At 33.1% G+C, this 19,385-nt stretch carries 7 protein-coding genes and 1 rRNA gene; 2 read left to right on the top strand and 6 right to left on the bottom strand.

Features of this window, described 5'->3' with window-relative positions; genetic code table 11:
* Positions 1-234: 234 nt before the first annotated feature.
* Positions 235-3,258, bottom strand: coding sequence for a collagen-like protein (locus KPL44_RS25900; protein WP_216254004.1), 3,024 nt, complete (start codon positions 3,256-3,258; stop codon positions 235-237).
* A 174-nt stretch (positions 3,259-3,432) separates the two neighbouring features.
* Positions 3,433-4,710 carry a hypothetical protein gene (locus tag KPL44_RS25895; RefSeq protein WP_216254001.1) on the bottom strand — a complete coding sequence of 426 codons (1,278 nt, stop codon included), beginning with the start codon at positions 4,708-4,710 and terminating at the stop codon, positions 3,433-3,435.
* A 926-nt stretch (positions 4,711-5,636) separates the two neighbouring features.
* Between KPL44_RS25895 and KPL44_RS20390 the strand changes: the two genes are divergently transcribed.
* Positions 5,637-5,804 (top strand): hypothetical protein, encoded by a 168-nt coding sequence (locus tag KPL44_RS20390; protein ID WP_216253997.1) that lies wholly within the window; start codon positions 5,637-5,639, stop codon positions 5,802-5,804.
* A 177-nt stretch (positions 5,805-5,981) separates the two neighbouring features.
* Here the strand turns inward: KPL44_RS20390 and KPL44_RS20385 are convergent, their stop codons facing one another.
* The 3 genes from KPL44_RS20385 to KPL44_RS20375 all read right to left on the bottom strand — a co-directional run bounded on the left by KPL44_RS20385 (position 5,982) and on the right by KPL44_RS20375 (position 15,613).
* A complete protein-coding gene (locus KPL44_RS20385) occupies positions 5,982-6,887 on the bottom strand; it encodes a DUF11 domain-containing protein (RefSeq protein WP_216253996.1) in 906 nt (301 codons plus the stop codon).
* Between the two features lie 16 nt (positions 6,888-6,903).
* The gene (locus KPL44_RS20380; RefSeq protein ID WP_216253993.1) at positions 6,904-7,392 is read right to left on the bottom strand and encodes an SPOCS domain-containing protein; all 489 of its coding nucleotides are present in this window, start codon (positions 7,390-7,392) and stop codon (positions 6,904-6,906) included.
* Positions 7,393-7,534: 142 nt separating this feature from the next.
* A complete protein-coding gene (locus KPL44_RS20375; protein ID WP_216253991.1) occupies positions 7,535-15,613 on the bottom strand; it encodes a DUF7507 domain-containing protein in 8,079 nt (2,692 codons plus the stop codon).
* Between the two features lie 197 nt (positions 15,614-15,810).
* Between KPL44_RS20375 and KPL44_RS20370 the strand changes: the two genes are divergently transcribed.
* Positions 15,811-19,218, top strand: a complete 3,408-nt coding sequence (locus tag KPL44_RS20370) for an isopeptide-forming domain-containing fimbrial protein (RefSeq protein WP_216253990.1) — start codon at positions 15,811-15,813, stop codon at positions 19,216-19,218.
* A 59-nt stretch (positions 19,219-19,277) separates the two neighbouring features.
* Here KPL44_RS20370 and rrf read toward each other — a convergent pair.
* Positions 19,278-19,385, bottom strand: a 5S ribosomal RNA gene (gene rrf, locus KPL44_RS20365); the annotation flags it as partial.

The following is a 19,385-nucleotide window of genomic DNA, read 5'->3' as shown; positions in this document are numbered from 1 at the left end:
AATAACTTTAAATATTATTACTTATGCATATTATGATGTTATCTTATAAAATGCACTTGGTTAAATTCAGTATATTAAATAAAAATATATCTTTTCTCTTGAAATATTAATACTTTAAAGATAATTAACAAAGATCATTAGACCATGTTAATTATCTCTAAAACACTTCTCTTAGTCTGTATTCTTTTGATATTAAAATATATCTAAAATAAACTGTCTTATAAAATAAATCCTTTAGAAACTAATTATATTTAATGCTCTAGTAATTGCTATAGATGGGCTCACAATATTTGTTCCAGTAACTGTGACGTCAATTCTATAAATGTGTGCCCCTGCTGAAGGTGAATTCACCCATGTCATATTAGGAATTTCACTAAAAACACGGGTAGCCGCAGTAGCATAATTTTTATCTCTTTTAATAGTAACTAAAGCAATAGAAACTCCATCCAATAATAGATCATATAAAATTGTATATTGAGAATTAGCACTAGCTGATGTAGTTATTTCAATATCTCCCATAGAATCCAATTTTAATATCTGATCAGTTATAGTCGTTATTGTTCTAGAAAGAATAGTAGTAGCAACTCCTGTTGGAAGGTTAAGTGAAGTAAGATTTGTTTGTGTGAAAGCAATTGTAGGTCCAATTGTCCCAATATTGAGCCAATAACAAGATGCTAAAGGAAGCACCGGTGCTGGTGATACTGCTGCTGTATTATATCCTACAATGAAACTAACCGGAATTGTAGCACTTGCCCATCCTGATGTAAAAAACAGGTTAGCAAGAGTATTGTTGGAACTAAATATATCTGTGGTTCCTGTAGAACTACCATCAATTCCGATTAAACCTTTTCCTGCCGTGTTTTGAACATTGTTTCCAACCACCTCTATAAACTTAAATATACCTAGTATAGCGTTAAATAGTAGGATCGGTACGTTTGCTTCACTCGTAGTTGTGTTGTTATTAATATATAATTGAAAATTCGAACCAATAAATTCTTCAATCACTAGTAATTGTCTTAAAGTAAATAAAGCAATTTGCGTATTGTTGCTGATCAATAACTTACCCTGAAGTGTACCTGAAGCAACAGAAACATTTGTAATATCAATAAATATGCATCGGTTTGCTCCTGAGGCAGATACAAAGGTATTGTTGTTAATAATACTTTCGCCTGCTGTAGATTGTATAAGAATATAGCGGTAAGTGTTATTAATAGCTCCAAGTGGCGCATAGGTGAAACTACAGTTTGATACTTGATACTCTGTAGCTTTAAAACCTATTCCAAATTCACATACTGAAATCTCACAATTATCTATATAAATGCCTGTAGCTGATAAATTATTGATTGATATTACAGTTTCTATAGTTAATGAGGAAGGATAGTTTTGAACAATTTTCATATTTTCAATAACTACATTAGGCACAGTTACATTAAACATATTGACTACAGACGTTGTCGTTGTAATGACTGTAGTTAGTGCAATACCAGCACCTTCAATAGTTACCGATTTATTAACATTAATAGTTGCTGTAATATTAAACGTTTCAGCACTTAACAATAACAAATCCCCATTACTTGAGGCATTAATAGCCGTTTGAATGTCTGTAAATGGTTGTCCTGTACCAACCAATAAAGTAGCACCAGTTGGTGGTGGAATTGTTCTTATTGTCGGTTCAGGAGGCATTAAAAATTTTTCATATACCTGTTCAGTAGACAAATCAATATATTTATCTCCTACTTCACCTATTCCACAGGTTGGCACTCCATTTCCTGTCAAGAACGATGTTCCAGTTGTTCCGGTAACTCCTGTAGATCCTGTCTCACCAGTAGCTCCGGTTACACCAGTTATTCCTGTTACTCCAGTGGCTCCAATTAAACCAGTTATTCCAGTTACTCCAGTTGTTCCTGTTTCCCCAGTAGCTCCAGTTACTCCAGTTGCTCCTGTAACTCCAATTAAACCAGTTGTTCCCGTTTCACCAATAGCTCCGGTTACACCAGTGGCTCCAATTAAACCAGTTGTTCCGGTTTCACCAGTAGCTCCGGTTACTCCAGTTATTCCTGTTACTCCAGTGGCTCCATTTACACCAGTTACTCCAGTTACTCCAGTTGTTCCTGTTTCCCCAGTAGCTCCAGTTACTCCAGTTACTCCTGTTACTCCTGTTACTCCAGTTACTCCAGTTACTCCAGTTACTCCAATTAAACCAGTTGTTCCCGTTTCACCAGTAGCTCCGGTTACACCAGTTGTTCCCGTTTCACCAGTAGCTCCAGTTACTCCTATTCCAATTGCACCAGTTACACCAGTTGTTCCTGTTTCACCAGTAGTTCCGGTTACTCCAGTAGCTCCAGTTACACCTATTCCAGTTGCACCTGTTGTACCTGAACCTATACCCGTAGCACCTGTGTTACCTGTTGCGCCTGTAATCCCTGTAGGTCCTGTATCTCCAGCTCCAGTAGATCCATTAGCTCCAGTTACACCAATATTACCTTGAATGCCCTGAATTCCTTGAATACCTTGAATTCCCTGTGAGCCTGTAACACCTTGAGGACCTTGAAGACCTTGGTTACCTTGAATTCCTTGAATCCCCTGTGGACCCGTAGCCCCTTGAATACCTTGAAAACCTCGTGGGCCTTGAATACCTTGAACACCTTGTGGACCAGTAGTTCCTTTATCACCCTTAGGACCAGTGATCCCTCTAGCTCCTGTAGTTCCTGTAGTTCCTGCTCCAGTAGCTCCTGTAACTCCAGTTGTTCCATTTGCTCCAGTGTTTCCCGTTGATCCTCCTGGTATTCCAGGAGCTCCTGTTTCACCTGTAGCTCCTGTTTCTCCTGTAGCTCCAGTTATACTTCCTATTTCTTCTTGTATCTCACCCAATACTAAATTGGCTCTAGTCGATACCAAATTAGAGTAAACCACGCTAGTAGCAGTTGTATTTACTAACCTCAATACTATAGGAGCAGAATCAACTTGTATAATAGCGAAACCAACAACCTGACCCTGTTTAATAGGTGAATTTCCAATTAAATTATCTCCTTGAGATGTTTTTATTGAAAAGTTTACATCAGGTACCGCTATTGCTGACTGAGTTGCTACCCACCAGTTAATAAAATACCTTCCTACTTTGTTTATTGATATTTCACCAGTTACTGAGTTGTAAACTATATCTCCATAACTATTTACTGTCGTTTCAAATATTACATTAGAATTTGTATTTACATTTCCAGCTAATTTTCTTTGAATTTGAAGACCTATTGTATCCAAACTTTGAACCTCCTTACTTACAATAACTTTAGACGTTATTGCTGATTTATATTATGCTGTTTAAGCATAATGTGTTATCTAAAATTTTAAAATTAAAATTCTTATGGTAATTACACAAGAATATTGAAAAATCCCACGGAAGGATATATACATATTCTTCCATGGGACTAAAAATTAGAGAGTTACATTAATAATTGTTAAATCTGCTATAACTGGTGTTATACCAAATCCTATTGTACCATTCGTTGCATTTATAAGTTGTAAAGTCACTGGAAGTCCTGGACTTGCAGTAATTGGAATTAAAGCATTTCCACTGAGTTGTCCCGTTAAGATAGGACTATCTGCCTGTATATTGTCACCCGCTGAAGTAGTAACGGCAAATCTAATAAATACATCTGTTCCACCCACTATACCATCTGATGATACCCACCAATTAATATAAAATATTCCATTCTGCGTAATTGTTACTTCACCTGTCACAGTACTATACGACATAAATGATGATAAATCATTTATTATTGTATCAAATATTAGATTTGCTCCAGGAGCAATAGATACCGTTTGTGGATTTTGTAACTGAACTTGCAATCCTCTTAGCTGAGTTGTAAAACCGGCTGCTCCTGTTCCTCCTGTGGCTCCTGTTGATCCAGCAGTTCCAGTTGCTCCGTTTGCTCCGGTTGTTCCTGCTATTCCTACTCCTGTTGCTCCCGCGGCTCCTGCAACTCCTGTTGATCCTGTCACTCCTGTCACTCCTGCTACTCCTGCAACTCCTGTTGCTCCCGTAGTCCCTGTATCTCCTATTGCACCAGTGACTCCAGCTATTCCAGTTGCTCCTGTTATTCCAGTTGCTCCAGTATTTCCAGTTGCTCCTCCTGGATCTCCTGGTGCTCCTGTAATTCCTGTTGCTCCTGTTAGTCCAGTTGTTCCTGTTTCTCCGGTTGCTCCTGTTGCTCCGGTTACTCCAGTAATTCCTGTAATTCCTGTTGCTCCAGTAATTCCTGTTGATCCGGTATTTCCTGTTAATCCCCCTGGAATTCCCTGCGCTCCTGTTGATCCTGTTACCCCAGTAACTCCTGTTGCTCCAGTAACTCCTGTTGCTCCAGTAGCTCCGGTTGCTCCAGTAGCTCCGGTTGCTCCAGTAGCTCCGGTTGCTCCAGTAGCTCCGGTTGCTCCAGTAGCTCCGGTTGATCCAGGATCACCTGTTGGTCCTGTTGGTCCTGTTGGTCCTGTTGGTCCTGTTGCACACACTTTACAGGAATGTCTGTCACATTCGTCACACTCATTCCACCAATCACACTCGTCACATTTAGAATTACAGTGATGTTTGTCACACTTCTTTGAATTGCACTCTCTACTGTAATGTTCATCAGAATCACTCTCATCATTAGCATGCCAATAATAATTTTTTCTTCCCTCAATATAATTTCTATCATAGTTTTCGTCTTTATACATAATTTAACCTCCTAGCAGTAAAATTTTATATAAACTGCTACTATAGGTTATTCATATAAAAATAGTATGTTACATATCATATCGATTTTTATTATGACACATATATTATATTGTAATAATTTTTATATTTTAACTCAAATTATTATGAATATAATAGGGGCTTGTAGAATTCAAAAATAAAAACTGTGGATAACTTTTAAAATTCGACTTGAAAATGTGCAAAAAAAGACTCACAAAAAAACTTTTGTTAAAAAGGTATACGTAGCATGTGAAGAGGTATTTAAATGTGGCTATGTTGATAATTTAATTAAGCAACGATTTTAAGCAGTTTATTTATGCTTCTAATGTATTATGCTTCTAATGTATTATGGTTTATTTATAGAATAAGCTAATATAACATTTAATCACTTTAGCAATAGCCGCTAGGCATAAATCAGCACGCATAGTTGCCGTGTTTATTGTTCTTGGTGATTCAATGCATGGGTTATTTTAAAGATGAAAGAGTTCGTTCAATACATGCACGATTGCGATATTCATTGTCCCATTCTTTAGAGTTACGTTGAACACCTGGATAAAGCCTAAAATCTTTGTCTGGATAAACATAAGTCATGCGACCACTTTTTTTATCCCTATGGGATTCATGACAAGTGAACTTAAATTTTAAACTTCTATGTTTGCCTTTACGAGGACATTCTGCTTTAAAAGTTGTTTCATCTAATGGGCATAATGGGATGCCCCAGCCATTAGTAATGAGACCAAATTTATAAAAATAACCAAAATGTCAATTTACGAAATCTAGCTTAATACTGTTGTTTGCCTGATCGAATTCGGGCATGTTCTTATATGCTGCAGCATAAGGGTTAAGTTGCTTGTTTTTCGCATCTTTAGCATAAGATTTCATCCTGTTTACTTCTGAAACAAGAGTATTGGGATTATTCTCTTTAACTCTTGGTTTTAAACCAGAAGTATCATATATAAGCTCAGAATTACGGTTTTTAGAAGGTGAATCCTCTGGAAGAGATTTATTAATTTCATCACAAACATTGATGGTTTGTGGAATAATAGCATTAAGCAGATCAGCAATATCACCTTAAAATCCGTTTTAAATCTACTGAAAAAAGAATCATCAGAAATGTCATCATAGAAGCAGCAAAATTCTCTTATTTCAGCAGAAAATATAAGAAAAAGACTTAATAAAACAGTAGTTGGAATATAAAATACTTGCATTAGAATTAATGAAGATAATACTGATGCAAGCTCATATTTTCTATCTAAATTAGGAATATTAAAATACTAGTATCTACTTCAAAACATTTGTTTTTTAAAGGCGTAGTTAATTTACTTTCTTTGATAATATTAAATTCAGGTTTTATTGTGCAACAAATCACCTTTGGCACAATTATTGAAGTTGAAAAACCTTTAATAAATTTTTCACAACAAATCCTAGAAAATTCTTTATCAAGATAACTTATACCATATTTAATAGATCCTATAATTAAAATCTTGGAACCCGTTAAATAGCTACCTTCTTCTGAAATACCTGTAGGTGTATCTACAATCTTTGATTTAACTATATTTACTTTAGTTGAAATTTTTATTAAATCTTTATTACAAATACATGGATTCTGAATTCCAAATTTATTCGAAATATTAATTTGTTTAAACAATATATTTCTAACAGTGGTACATGTCATATTTGTTTTTATGGTAACCCTTATTGGAGATTTTTCTAAATTATAAAAATAATCATAAGTTATAAAAGCACGATTTTTTAAAATTAAATCTAAGGTTAGTGGTAAAACTACCACTTTAAATGAAATAAAACATTTTGAAAATGGCTTTAATGTTCCTAAATAAAATCCTATATTGGGATCTAGCTTCTTATTTTTAATCCAGTTTATTTTAACAGAACCACATATAAATTTGGCACCTCTTGGAACAATATCTTGAAAAAAAATATTAGAAACATAATACATGCTTTTGTTTTTTAAACAGATAGTGTACGTAAGAATGTCAAATATGCAGGCAGTAGGCTTATCTACTTTCTTTACTGACACAACTAACTTTTCTATGATTACTGTTTTAACAACATTACTAAAAATTGTATTACATATTATTGGTCCTTGCGGTGATAGTTTATAATTAAAATCCACTCTACATTGATTTGTTACTTCCATAATATTTGGGCCTTATCTAACAATCATTCAAATATTGTATAAATATAGAAGCATTAAAAAATAACTTGTGATTACTAATAAGAGTGGAGGTAACATCTTCAATCATATATTTAAATTTAAATATACCATCTTTTTTAGTACAACCTGGTACTATTATGAAGACTGAAAATGGAACAATTTCATCAATGTGAAATAAATGGTCACATATATAGGGTATAAAAAAGTATAAAGTAAATATTACCTTCCCCAAAACCAGAAGTTTTTTGCTTGATAAATGTTGCCCCTCAAGGGAGGTTCCTTTTATTGTATCTATTACCTTGCAGCTATTTATGTCAAGACAAGCAGTAGACTTATTGATAATAATCGGTTTACCACTCATAGTAGGAGTATAAATACTTCGTTTTACATTAAAGTCTGTAAAAAATTTTACTTCTTCATTTTCTTTTTCTTCTTTATAATCTAATTGTTTTATAACCTCAAAATAAATATTATCTTTGTTTATCATCCCAATCAAACATCCTCTTTTAAGTAATTTAAAAATGATATTTTATATTATTTTATTCAATAAAAATATATTTGTTCGTAAATGTAATTTAATAAAATGACTAACACCAGAGTATATTGATGTTAGCCATTTTGATTTTATATTAAATTATTACTTGTACTCTATAAACCACTGTTACTATCTCACCTGGTTTAATTGTATTAAGAGGAAATCCTGCTGCTGGATTGTAGTTTGGTTGAGGTGTTCCATTTACAGTTACTGATCCAATTACAAACACGGCATTTGCAGGTGTAGGGTCTAAGAAAATTACATTAGTTGCATCTACATTACCTATATTTGTAATTACAATAGTATAAGTGAGGTTTTCACCAATAGTTGCGAACGCCTTATCAACTGCTTTTGTTACACTTAACTTACCAAGCGCGATATTCGTAGTTGTAATATTTGAGAATGTGGTTTTGCTAAAAGGAGGTTGTTTAGGATCAACAAGATACTTAAAAGTTAAAGTAGCTTGATTAGTGACTTTACTGCTTACCGGAACAGAAGTTACAGTTGCAGTAAATACAACATTTACAGCATTACCTACACCAATATCTCCAAGGCTAAAGCCAACAGTTGGATCAAAATTAATTTGAGGTACGCCATTTACCAATATTGATCCAGTATTAAAGATTGCACCTACAGAAGGTGTATCGTAAAACATAACATTACTAGCAATAGCATTACCTGTATTAATTGTATTAATTGTAAACGTTAGTACATCTCCTAATGTAGCAATAGATTTATCTACAAGTTTAGTAACTGTAAGCTGACCTAATACAACATTTGTAGTTACAGTATTAGAGAAATTAGTTTTCGTTATAATAGAGCCATTCGGATCAATTTTGTAGTTAAACTGTACTTGTGAAGTATTTGAAACTAGTGGTGGCAATGGTAGCGAATCTATTCTTACATCAAATTCTACTATAACTACCTGAGCTGGTCCTAAATTATTTAGAGGAATTCCAACTGTAGGATCAAGTAGAGGATTCACTACACCATTGATCCTTACAGTACCTCCAACAAATGATACTTGCTGCTGTAGGTTATCAGTAAATATTACATTAGATGCAGTGACGTTTCCAGTATTAGTTATTGTATTCGTATAAGTCAAAGTGTCTAATACATTCGCATATAATTTATTTACAGATTTAACTACAGATATATTACCCACATTTACTGGAGTGGAAACAGTGTTTGAAGTAGCACTTATTTGATAATTAGGCCCTGCTGGGTCAATTTTATAAACGCCATTAGCTGTAGCATAGTTTGTAACCACAGGCGGTACCGGTAATGATGTTACTGTGGCTGTAAATTTAATTGTTGAAGTATTTCCTGAAACTAAATCTGGAAGATTGAACCCAGCTATAGGATCAAAAGTTGGCTCTGGAATGTCATCAACAATTACTGTACCAGTGTTAAATGTTGCTCCATTTGATAATATATCAATAAAAAATAGTTGATTTACAGCTGTATTACCAGTACTTGTAACAACGACTGTATAGTTTAGGGTGTTTCCTATTGTTGCATAGGTTAAATCAACCGTTTTTGCTAATTTTAAACTTGCAAATCTTATATAGGTTAAAACTGTATTTGATCGTGTTGATTTAGTATAATCTTGACCATTTGGATCAATCTTGTAGTTGAAGGTTACTAAAGAGTAATTTAGTACCGTAATCTGAGTAGGCACTGTTGTTACCGTTACATTAAATACTATTATTAGACTTCCCAAAGTAGGAATTGTTCCTAAATTGAAACCTACATTAGGGTCATAGTCCACATAACTTTGCCCATTTATAGTTACTGAACCGGTATTAAATGTTACGTCTGATTGTAGATTATCTAAAAATACTGCATTAAGTGCATCAACATTTCCGGTATTAGCTACGACCACAGTATAGGTTAATATATCATTTAATGTGGCATAGGTTTTATCTACTGATTTAGTAAGTGTCAATTGTCCCAAATTTATCTGAGTAGTTGCAACATTACTATTCGTTTGATTAATAATGTCTGGTCCTGCTGGATTTATTCTGTAAGTGAAAGTTATATTTGCGATATTTGATATTAATGATGGAACTGGAACAGATGTTACAATAGCTTTAAAGCCAACTATAACAGAGTCACCAGCATTTATTGTCCCTAAAGTAAAAGAATTAAATGGATCTAAGCCTGGTTGAATAACACCGTTTATTGTAACAGAATCTGGTACAAAGGTTGCTCCCGTAGGAATAACATCTCTGAAGTTTACTGATGCTACCGGGACATTTCCTGAATTTACTACATTAACAGAATAATCTAAAGTATCACCTGGCGTTGCATAGGCTAAACTTACGGCTTTAGTAACTGTGAGTTTGCCTAAGTTTATTTGGGTTGCAACAGTGTTGCTTTGGGCTGATACGTTTATTAATGGGTCGCTAGGATTAACATAGTAACTATAAGTCGCATTTGCAGTGTTATAAATAATCGAATTTAACGGAACAGATTTTACTGTTACAGTAAATGAAACAGTAGTTACTATAGCTTTTGCTATATCTTCAAGACTAAATCCCGTGTTAGGATTTAAAGTTGGACTACTTACACCATTTATAACCACAGATCCGCTGTTAAATAATGCATTTGCCTGTATAATATCTTGAAAGAAAATATTTGAAGTTGTTACACTACCTACATTCTGAAGTGTTATCGTATAGGCCAATATATCTTCAAGGGTAGCATAAGCTTTATCAACAGATTTAGTAATAACAAGCTTTCCTAAATTAATAAAGGTAGTTACACTGTTAGAGTTAGTAGTTATAGTTACTGTTGGATCTGTTGGGGTAAGCTGATAACTAAAAGTTACTGCAGCAGTGTTAATGATAGTTCCACTTATTGGTAATGAATCCACCCTTATAGCAAAACTAACTAGGTTTATTGCATTTGGAATTAAATCAGGTAATGGAAAACCTACATTTGGATCGTAAGTGTTTTGTATTACACCATTTACTATAACCGATCCAGTAATAAATGAAGTACTACCTGGGACTAAATCTTTGAACGACATATTTGTTGCATTAACAGAACCTGTATTTTTTATGCTAACTGTATATTCTATGGTGTCGTTAACAGTTGAATATGCTTTATTTGCAGATTTTGTTACAGTGATTTCACCAGTAGCAATATAGGTTAAAACGGTATTAGTAGTTATAGTTACTGGAATTAATGGTTGTTGTGGATCGATTCTATATTGATAATCTATAGTTGCAAAATTGGGTACAACGTTATTAGTTGGCCTTGTTAGAACAGTTGCGTTAAAAGAAACCGTAGTAGTTCCAAGTGCCACTAAATCGGGTAATGAAAATCCTAGGTTCGGATTAGCAAGTGGGCTAGGAGTTCCGTTAATGATTACTGAGCCTGTATTAAATAAAATATTACTATTTAGTAAATCTGTAAAAAATACACTTAGAGCAGGCGTATTACCTTCGTTTCTAAGAATAAAAGAGTAATTTAATATATCTCCAATTTTTGCTGTAGCTTTATCTACTGCCTTAGTAGCAGAAACAATAGTATCATTAACATTAACTGTGGTTTGATTAGAAGTTATTGTTTTTGTTGTCGGGGTACCTAAAGGATCAACGTAGTATGAGAATGTTGCAGAACCAGTATTTAAAAGGGTTCCACTAGTTGGTATTGAGTTTACCGTAACTGTAAATTCTATAGTTGTAAATTGACCAATTCCTATATCACTTAATAAAAAACCAGTATTGGGGTTAAATAATGTCTGATTAACTCCATTTACAAACACAGTACCTGTATTAAATGATGATTCGGCTTGAATAATATCTATAAAAGACATATTTTGTAGCACTGTATTTCCTGTATTAGTTATTATGAAATTGTATTTTATAACATCTGTTATTCTTGCAAATGTTCTGTTAGCAGCTTTAGTTATAGTTAAATTTCCTAAATTAATAAAGGTGGTTACAGTATTACTTGTTATATTACCAAAAATTATGACTCCTGATGGGTCTATATTATACTCGTAATTTAGGAGTGAATTATTTGTTACAAAACCAGCAGGTGGGACACTACTAACTGTTACATTAAATTCTACAGAAACTGATTGATTTGGAATTATAGTTCCAAGTGTGAACCCTGTATTTGGATTGAAATTTGCTTGAGCTTGACCATTAATCTTTACAGACCCTAATATGAAAGTAGTATTAAGCCTGGTTAAATCTGTAAAAAGTGTATTTATCAAAAAAATATTACCCGTGTTTTTTATAACTGAAGTATAGGTTAAAGTATCACCAACCGTTGCATATAGTTTATCTACAGTTTTGGTATTTGTAACAGTAACATTATTTATTGTGGTTGTTACAGTATTACTTGTTATATTCCCTATAAACTCTGTTCCACTTGGGTTAATCTTATAACTGTAGGATAGTGTACCACTATTAATTATAGTGTTAGGAATTGGGAGACTAACTACAGTAACCTTAAAGGTTATAACTCTTTCTCCACTAGGGGGGATACTATCTACGCTAAAACCAGTATTGGGATCAAGTCCAGGTTTTGAAACATTATCAATCACAACAGAGTTTGTATTAAATGTAGCAGCAACTGGAATTATATCTTTAAATATAACATTATTTAAATCCACAGTACCTGTATTAGTAGCTTGAAAAGTGTAGGTTAATACGTCACCGATCGTTGCATATAATTTATCTACTGCTTTTGTGAAAGTTACTGTAGCAACATTTACCACTGTAGTAACATTATTACTAGTTATTGTTTTGCTTATTGGTGGTGCTAGAGGGTTAAATAGATAATCAAATATTACAGAACCGTTATTTATAAGAGTATTAGGTGATGGTACAAAATTTACTAGTGTATTAAAGCTTAAAGAAACTACCTGCCCTGCTGTAAGTGATCCTAAAGTAAATCCAAGCTCTGGATTATAGGTTGGTTTTGGCAAACCATTTATTATAACCGTACCTGGTATAAAACTAGACCCTATAGGAATAACATCAAAAAAGTTTGTATTTGTAGCTGTTACATTACCAATATTGGATACATTAAAAGAATAAGTTAAAGTATCACCAATGGTAGCAAAATTTCTATTTACCGATTTTGTAATCCTTAAATTTCCGTTGACAATATTGGTTCTAACTTCATTTGATTTTGCACTTTCTGTTATAACTTCTCCACTCGGACTTAACTGATAGGTGTAAACCATATCTGCTGTATTTGCTATAAATCCTGAAGGCGGTACTGCATTTACGCTTACCCCAAATGATATTCTAGCAGTATCTCCCGGATTTAGATCACCAATAATAAAACCGGTTCTAACGTCATAACCTGGGTAATTAATTCCATTTATAAAAACTGTTTGTGGATAGAAGGTTAAAAAGGAAGACAAATCATCTCCAAATTTAACATTTCTTAACGTTACAGTGCCTGTATTTACAATAAATGTAGAGTAAGACATGAAATCCCCAACTACTGCATAATCTTTATCTACAGTTTTTGTAAAAGTATAGCTCAGAGCATTAATTATAGTTTGTACTGTATTACCTGTTGCTGTTGTAGTAATACTAACGCCATTTGGATCTGGCCTAAAGGAATAAACAAGCTGTGCAAAGTTAAGAACAACATTAGGAATCGGAACACTATTAACCAGAGCTTTATAAGTTACTACACTTGTGTTGCCAAAACATATTGTTCCCACGCTAAACCCAACATTTGGGTTAAACCCAGGTTGTATAACTCCATTAATAGCAACACTATTTGGGATAAAAGAGGTTCCATTTTGTATTCCAGATAAAAATATAGTATTAAAAGCATCTATATTTCCTGAATTAGTTATCGCCACTGAGTAATATAAAATGTCCCCTATGGTAGCATAAGGTTTATCAACTGTTTCAATAAGGTCTACTTTTACAAAGTTTGCTATTGTAGTTACTGTATTAGAATTTATTTCTGAATCAATCTCTGGTGAGCCTGGTTGAACTTGATATCTAAATGGCACGTTAGCAGTATTTTCTATAACTTTGTTGGGATTTATAGCGTTCACTAACATTTGATACTGGATATCAGTTGATTGTTGTGGCGGAATTGAATTTATAACAAAGCCAGTAAAAGGATTTAAAGTAGGTTTTGGTACACCATCTATCGTAACTGTTCCAGTTACAAACATTTGACCATAAACAGGTGGTTCAATTACATTTACATTTGTAGCCGTTATATTACCTATATTGGTTAAATTTAAATTGTAGGTAACAGTTTCACCTACCTTAGGGTAATCATTACTAGTACATCTTGTAGCAACAATATCTGTAAATTGTATTTGTATTGGTAGTATATTACTGAATATAGTTCTCGTTATAGGGAACGGAAAAGCAGGATTAATAGTAGTAAATGTAACTCTAGTTGAATTATCCACTATTGTTGATGGTGGTAATGATAAAATATCTACAGAAAATATTATTCTTATAGAACCACTAACAGGTATATCAGAAAGTGAAAATCCGCTGTTAGGATCTAAGGTTGGTTCTGATATTCCATCTATAGATACAGTCCCTGTAACAAAAGAGCTATACTTACTTATAATATCTTGAAATAAAACACTTGTTACTGGGACCGTGCCAGTATTTTTTACATCAATAGTATAATTTATCCTATCTCCAACTAAAGCAGTTTGAGTAGAAGAGGTTTTTACTACGGAGATTGTTGCTGAAATTACATCTATAGTTATAACTTTTGTTGTTCCATAATTTGTTGTAGTCGGTGATCCTGAGCCAGATATAAATGAATAATTATAATCTACATATCCCTTTACAGTTTTACTCACAGGAAGAGAGTTAACTCTTACTGCAAAAAAAACATTTGCAACTCCAGTTGGATCAATGGTACCAATGTTAACACCACTTGTTATATCCGCTCCTGGACTTACTACACCATTTACCGTAAAAGAATTTGGAATATAAGAACAAGAAGGATCTAATATAGTAGATAAAATAAAGTTATTCGCAGAACTTTTACCACTATTACTTATTTTCACTGAATATATTAATTGCTCTCCAACTTGGACTTTACTTGTGCTTTTTCCATCTGGGTCATAAATATTAAAATCTACTATTATATCTGGAGCTATTGCATTTACAGAAGTACCAGTCTCTACAATCATAACACCATCAATAGTTCCACTTTCAGTTAACTGCACCGCTAACTGATTCTGATTTGTAACCAAAGAATTACTAAAGTTTATATTTGTTAGATCCCACTTATTTCTTCCTCCTGTAACTTGAGTAGGAACAAAACCATCATGATTCTTATTACCATTTGTACCACTAATATTAATAAGGCCTACATTAGCATCTATTGGATTACAGATATTAATTTGCCCAGGAAAAAAGCTATTATAAGGATTGTTTGGGGAAGTTCCTGGATTGGGATTCGGTTCACCTACAGGATTTCCCTCTACTGTCAAATTTGCAAAAGACGGACCAGTTTTTAAAGTTTCTACTCCATTAAGAGGCTGTCCATTTGCACAAGCAAAAATAATGTTACCCTTTAAATCAGTTTCATCGCTAGAAGTAGCAAATCCTGTAATTGTTGTTTGAAATGGGGTGGTGTTAGTAGCAGGCCCTATTCCAGATAAAAAGATTATTTTTTTTGGAACAAAAACGTCATTTCGATAAATTACGGTTAATGTCCACCCAGCTCTAGTAGATGATAACCCCGCTTGCGGCAAACTAGTAGGAACAGCTGAGACAGTATAGGTTCCCCCTAAAGATGCCTTAATTATATTTGTTACATCTGTACTTCTAAATCTATCAATATTACCGGATGCATCTGTATAACTCTCAGTATTTTGTGGAGAAATCTGATTTATTCCCAGAGGCGTAGTTAATGTTATAGGGTTATCTTGAATACTTCTAACATCTAATGACCCTGGAACATCAGATCTAACAGTGGAATACCATATTAATTCTGCATAAAGTATTGTGCTATCTCCCAGAATATTTATAGTCCCATTACTACCAGCTGCTGCCCAATTTCTTGTAGTACTGCCAGCGACTGTTATCATATCAGATGTGTTATCATCTATAGTTGTTGAATCACCACAAATCACTAGACTATTGCCAGTAGCGTTTATAATGGCCTTATCAATGGCTGAAAAACGATTAATTAGTGACAATTTTATTGACCTCCTTGATATCATCATCGGAGTTTATACGTGATGATAACCTAATATTGAGTAATTCGTACTTACTCCATATTAGGTTATGAGATCTATGATATATGGTTACAATTTAAGCTAAATGTGAACAGTAATTAAGAATGAGAATATATTAATTGTAATCAAAACTTATTCAAAAATTAAGGAGAGATATTATGGCCTCTGATATATTAAATGTTACTGTAGATAAATCAGTAAACATTCCACTAATTTTAGGTGGGACAACTACTTTTACAATAAGTATTAAAAATCTTAGTACAAGCATGAAACTATATAATTTAACTATATTTATAACTACACCAGATGGATTAACAGTTAGTACTGCATCTCAAAGCATCACATCCTCAGTAAAAAATCCCGATGGTGGATTTTCTTATTCTTGGGTAAATTTAAAAGATTTAGCACCATTAGAAGTTAATTATACTTTTAATGTAACGGTAAAATCAGGAACAAAATTTATAAATGGCACAACTATTCCTTTTGGCTATATTTTTAATGGATTTATTATAAATTGTAAGGTAGATACTATGCCAAGGGGAATTTATGATATTGGAAATCAAAAGATTACAAGTGGTGTTGTAATGAGCTTTAAATCAGTAAGATTTTATAGCACAATTACAACTCCTTCAAAAGTACTAAAAGGGGCAGGAACTTCTATATTATTAAATGACTACACTAAGGTATATACTGCTAGCTGCAATTTAACTAATAATACTATTAGCACATCACTAGTAAATGTAACTATACTTCTTCCAGATGGAATAAGGTATATTGGTAATATATCTACATCTGGTACTGATGCTAGTCTTTTTAGAAATCCTACTATTAGTACTGTGCTTATTAATAATAAATTATATACTCAAGTTTACTTTGGTGGAATAGTATTATCATTAAGTAGTAATACTATAGTAAATTTTAATTATGCGGTATGGAATAAATATAATGATAATACAGGAAATTTAATATATCATGGAACCACATTTAAACTTCTTATTACCATGCTTTCTATAGAAGATAGTGTAAGTAATGATGTTAGTTTTAATGCTATGGACCTAATTATTACAACTTCCGTAAATAAAGTTACAACGGATGTACAACAAAGTTTACAATATACCTATGTATATTCTGTATGTCAATATTATGATATTAAAAATATTGTAGTCAATTATCTACTACCAGATGGAATTAGCTATGTATCTAGTTCTACGCCACCTACATCTGCATTAGAGAACCCTACTCTTAAGGGTTTTGAATTGATTTATAATTTCCCCTTAGCTGTAAACAACTCTCAAGCTACTGTAATAATAAATGCTAAAGTAGATAGTTATTATAGATATAAATTAAGTGGCACTATACCATTACCCGTGGTTGCATTTGATAGCTTTAGGAGCATCGCAAACATTTCTGGAACTCTAATTCAACTTTTAATTGTAGTTACAGATAATGCATCTGCAAGTTGTAGTATAAGTATTGGTAAAATAACAAAAATATTTTTAAAGGGCTACTACCAAAACGGTGTTGCAAAAACTTTTAATACTTTAGCACCAGGCGATTTAGCAGAATATAGATTAACCTACGATGCTAGCACCTTGATAGCTATACAAAAGCAAGTATTCTTAGATGATTTTTTCCCACTGTCAGCTGACCCTATAGATAATATTGTATATTCTTTTACTGGATATAAACCCTTTGGACTTACTCCACTGTTAACTGATCCTCATGGAGTAAGTTTTAATTATGGAGATATTCCAGGAAAATCTTTAATTACAATTACATTTAAAGTTCCAATAAAGATACTAGGATCGCCTAGCCAAAACAATAATTTATTTAAACTTAGTGGAAGTAATACTGAGGGGTCAGCTTATAGTAGTAGATCACAAGTACTGATAAATATAGGAACTCCCAATATACAATTAACAAAATCAGTCACTGGTACAAACCCATCATCTATAAAAGCAGGAGAAATCTATTCCTACACTGTTAAGATAACAAATACTAATACTTTAGGAACAGAAACAGATGCTTTCAACTTTCAACTTACAGATAGTTTGTCCGAGTGGTTTACAATTAACCAGAATTCTATTAATGTTACTGGGACAGGTAACTATAAAACTCCTTATATAGATGCACTTGGAGTTCAACTATATATAAATAAATTAGCCCCAGGACAAAGTTTAACATTAAATTATAATGTAACTATAAATAATAATCTTGCACCGGGCATTACTATTATAACAACAGCAACAAATACAAATCCATACTCACAGCAAGATGACCCAACCAGTTATCAATATACAAATCAAAATAAAAGTGCTTCAGTCACTATACTTTCACCCACTATCACACTAACAAAATTAAATAATTCTTATTTATTCAAAGTTAATTCAAGCATTACCTATACTATTACTATGACCATTCCACAAGGAACTTTGGTTTATGATGCTTTTGTGAAAGATGTCTTGCCAGGTGGTGGGCAGAGTTATACAGGCCCAGCCTACAGAAATGGTATTGTAATAACTCCAACTGTGTCAGGAAATTCTGTGACTTTTCAAAGTGAAGGATTTATAGATGCACTTAAAGAGGCAAAGACAATAACCTATACTTTAACTTGCAAAATCACAAATTCTAATAAAACCATTGGAGCTACTACCTCGGTTCAGACAAATAATTACCAAGTTCTATATAAACAAAATTTAAGCGGTGCTTTTATTACCATAAGTAAGAATCTTTCTGTGACAATAAATCACCCTAATATAGTTTTAAATTTAAGTGCAAAAGATCTCACTACTTCAATAATATATACTCAAAATGGAAATATAAATACTAATTCTATAATGGAGTTTACTTTAACATTTTTAAATAATAGTGCTATTTCTCTTGTAAATGGTAAAGTTGACATTCCATTAAATAATAATTTTTTCTTTAATTCTATTAATACTACGCTGCTATGTAGTGCAACTTATGACAGCGTTAATAAAAAAATAGTTGTATCAATACCACGCTTAGACCCAGGAATTTCAGGTCTGATTTCATTTACCGTATCTCCCTTACCAAATCTTAAATCAGGTAGTACAATTACAACGCAAGCTGTGGCAGTACAATACTATAATGACATCTCCACAAAAGTTTACAGTGGTGAGAAAAGCAATGCACTTACCTTTAGTTTCACTCCTGGAACATCACTTTTACCAACATCTAATAAGATAAATGATTCAACATCCTTCCAAGTAACTCAGCCAGGATATACAGCCACTATAACAAATTTATTTGAAAATACGGGTGGGGGATATGATGATTATACTTTAAAAATTAACGCGGTATCAATTCCATATACTCTTACTATAGATAATATCAAAATAGCAGATATCCTCGCAAATACTCCCTATTCTGCTGATTTAGATATAATGAAGAACCTTCCACCAGCTGCTTTGAGAAGCATAACTATTACTTCAGTTATTCCCATAACATCACCACTTGGGGCAAGATATGATTTTGTAATAACTGCTCGATCTAAAACTTCTCCATTTCCAGAAAAAACGGTATTAAATATAGACCCTAATTAATTTTTCATTTAAATTTGGGCAAAATAAAAACACTAAGATAAACTTAGTGTTTTTTAATAACCTGGCGACAACCTACTCTTCCACAAGGTCACCCCTGCAGTACCATCGGCGCATTGAAGCTTAACCTTCGTGTTCGGTATGGGAACGGGTGTTACCTTCAGGCCATA

It is taken from the genome of Clostridium sp. DSM 17811 (genome assembly GCF_018861905.1).
GTDB lineage: Bacteria > Bacillota > Clostridia > Clostridiales > Clostridiaceae > Clostridium_AD > Clostridium_AD frigoriphilum.
This window is presented reverse-complemented; position numbering and strand designations above follow the sequence as displayed.

Excerpts from the sequence above, each read along its gene's own strand:
- KPL44_RS25895 (WP_216254001.1), bottom strand. The coding sequence starts at position 4,710 with ATGTATAAAGACGAAAACTATGATAGAAATTATATTGAGGGAAGAAAA.
- KPL44_RS20385 (WP_216253996.1), bottom strand. The coding sequence starts at position 6,887 with ATGGAAGTAACAAATCAATGTAGAGTGGATTTTAATTATAAACTATCA.
- KPL44_RS20380 (WP_216253993.1), bottom strand. The coding sequence starts at position 7,392 with ATGATAAACAAAGATAATATTTATTTTGAGGTTATAAAACAATTAGAT.
- KPL44_RS20370 (WP_216253990.1), top strand. The coding sequence starts at position 15,811 with ATGGCCTCTGATATATTAAATGTTACTGTAGATAAATCAGTAAACATT.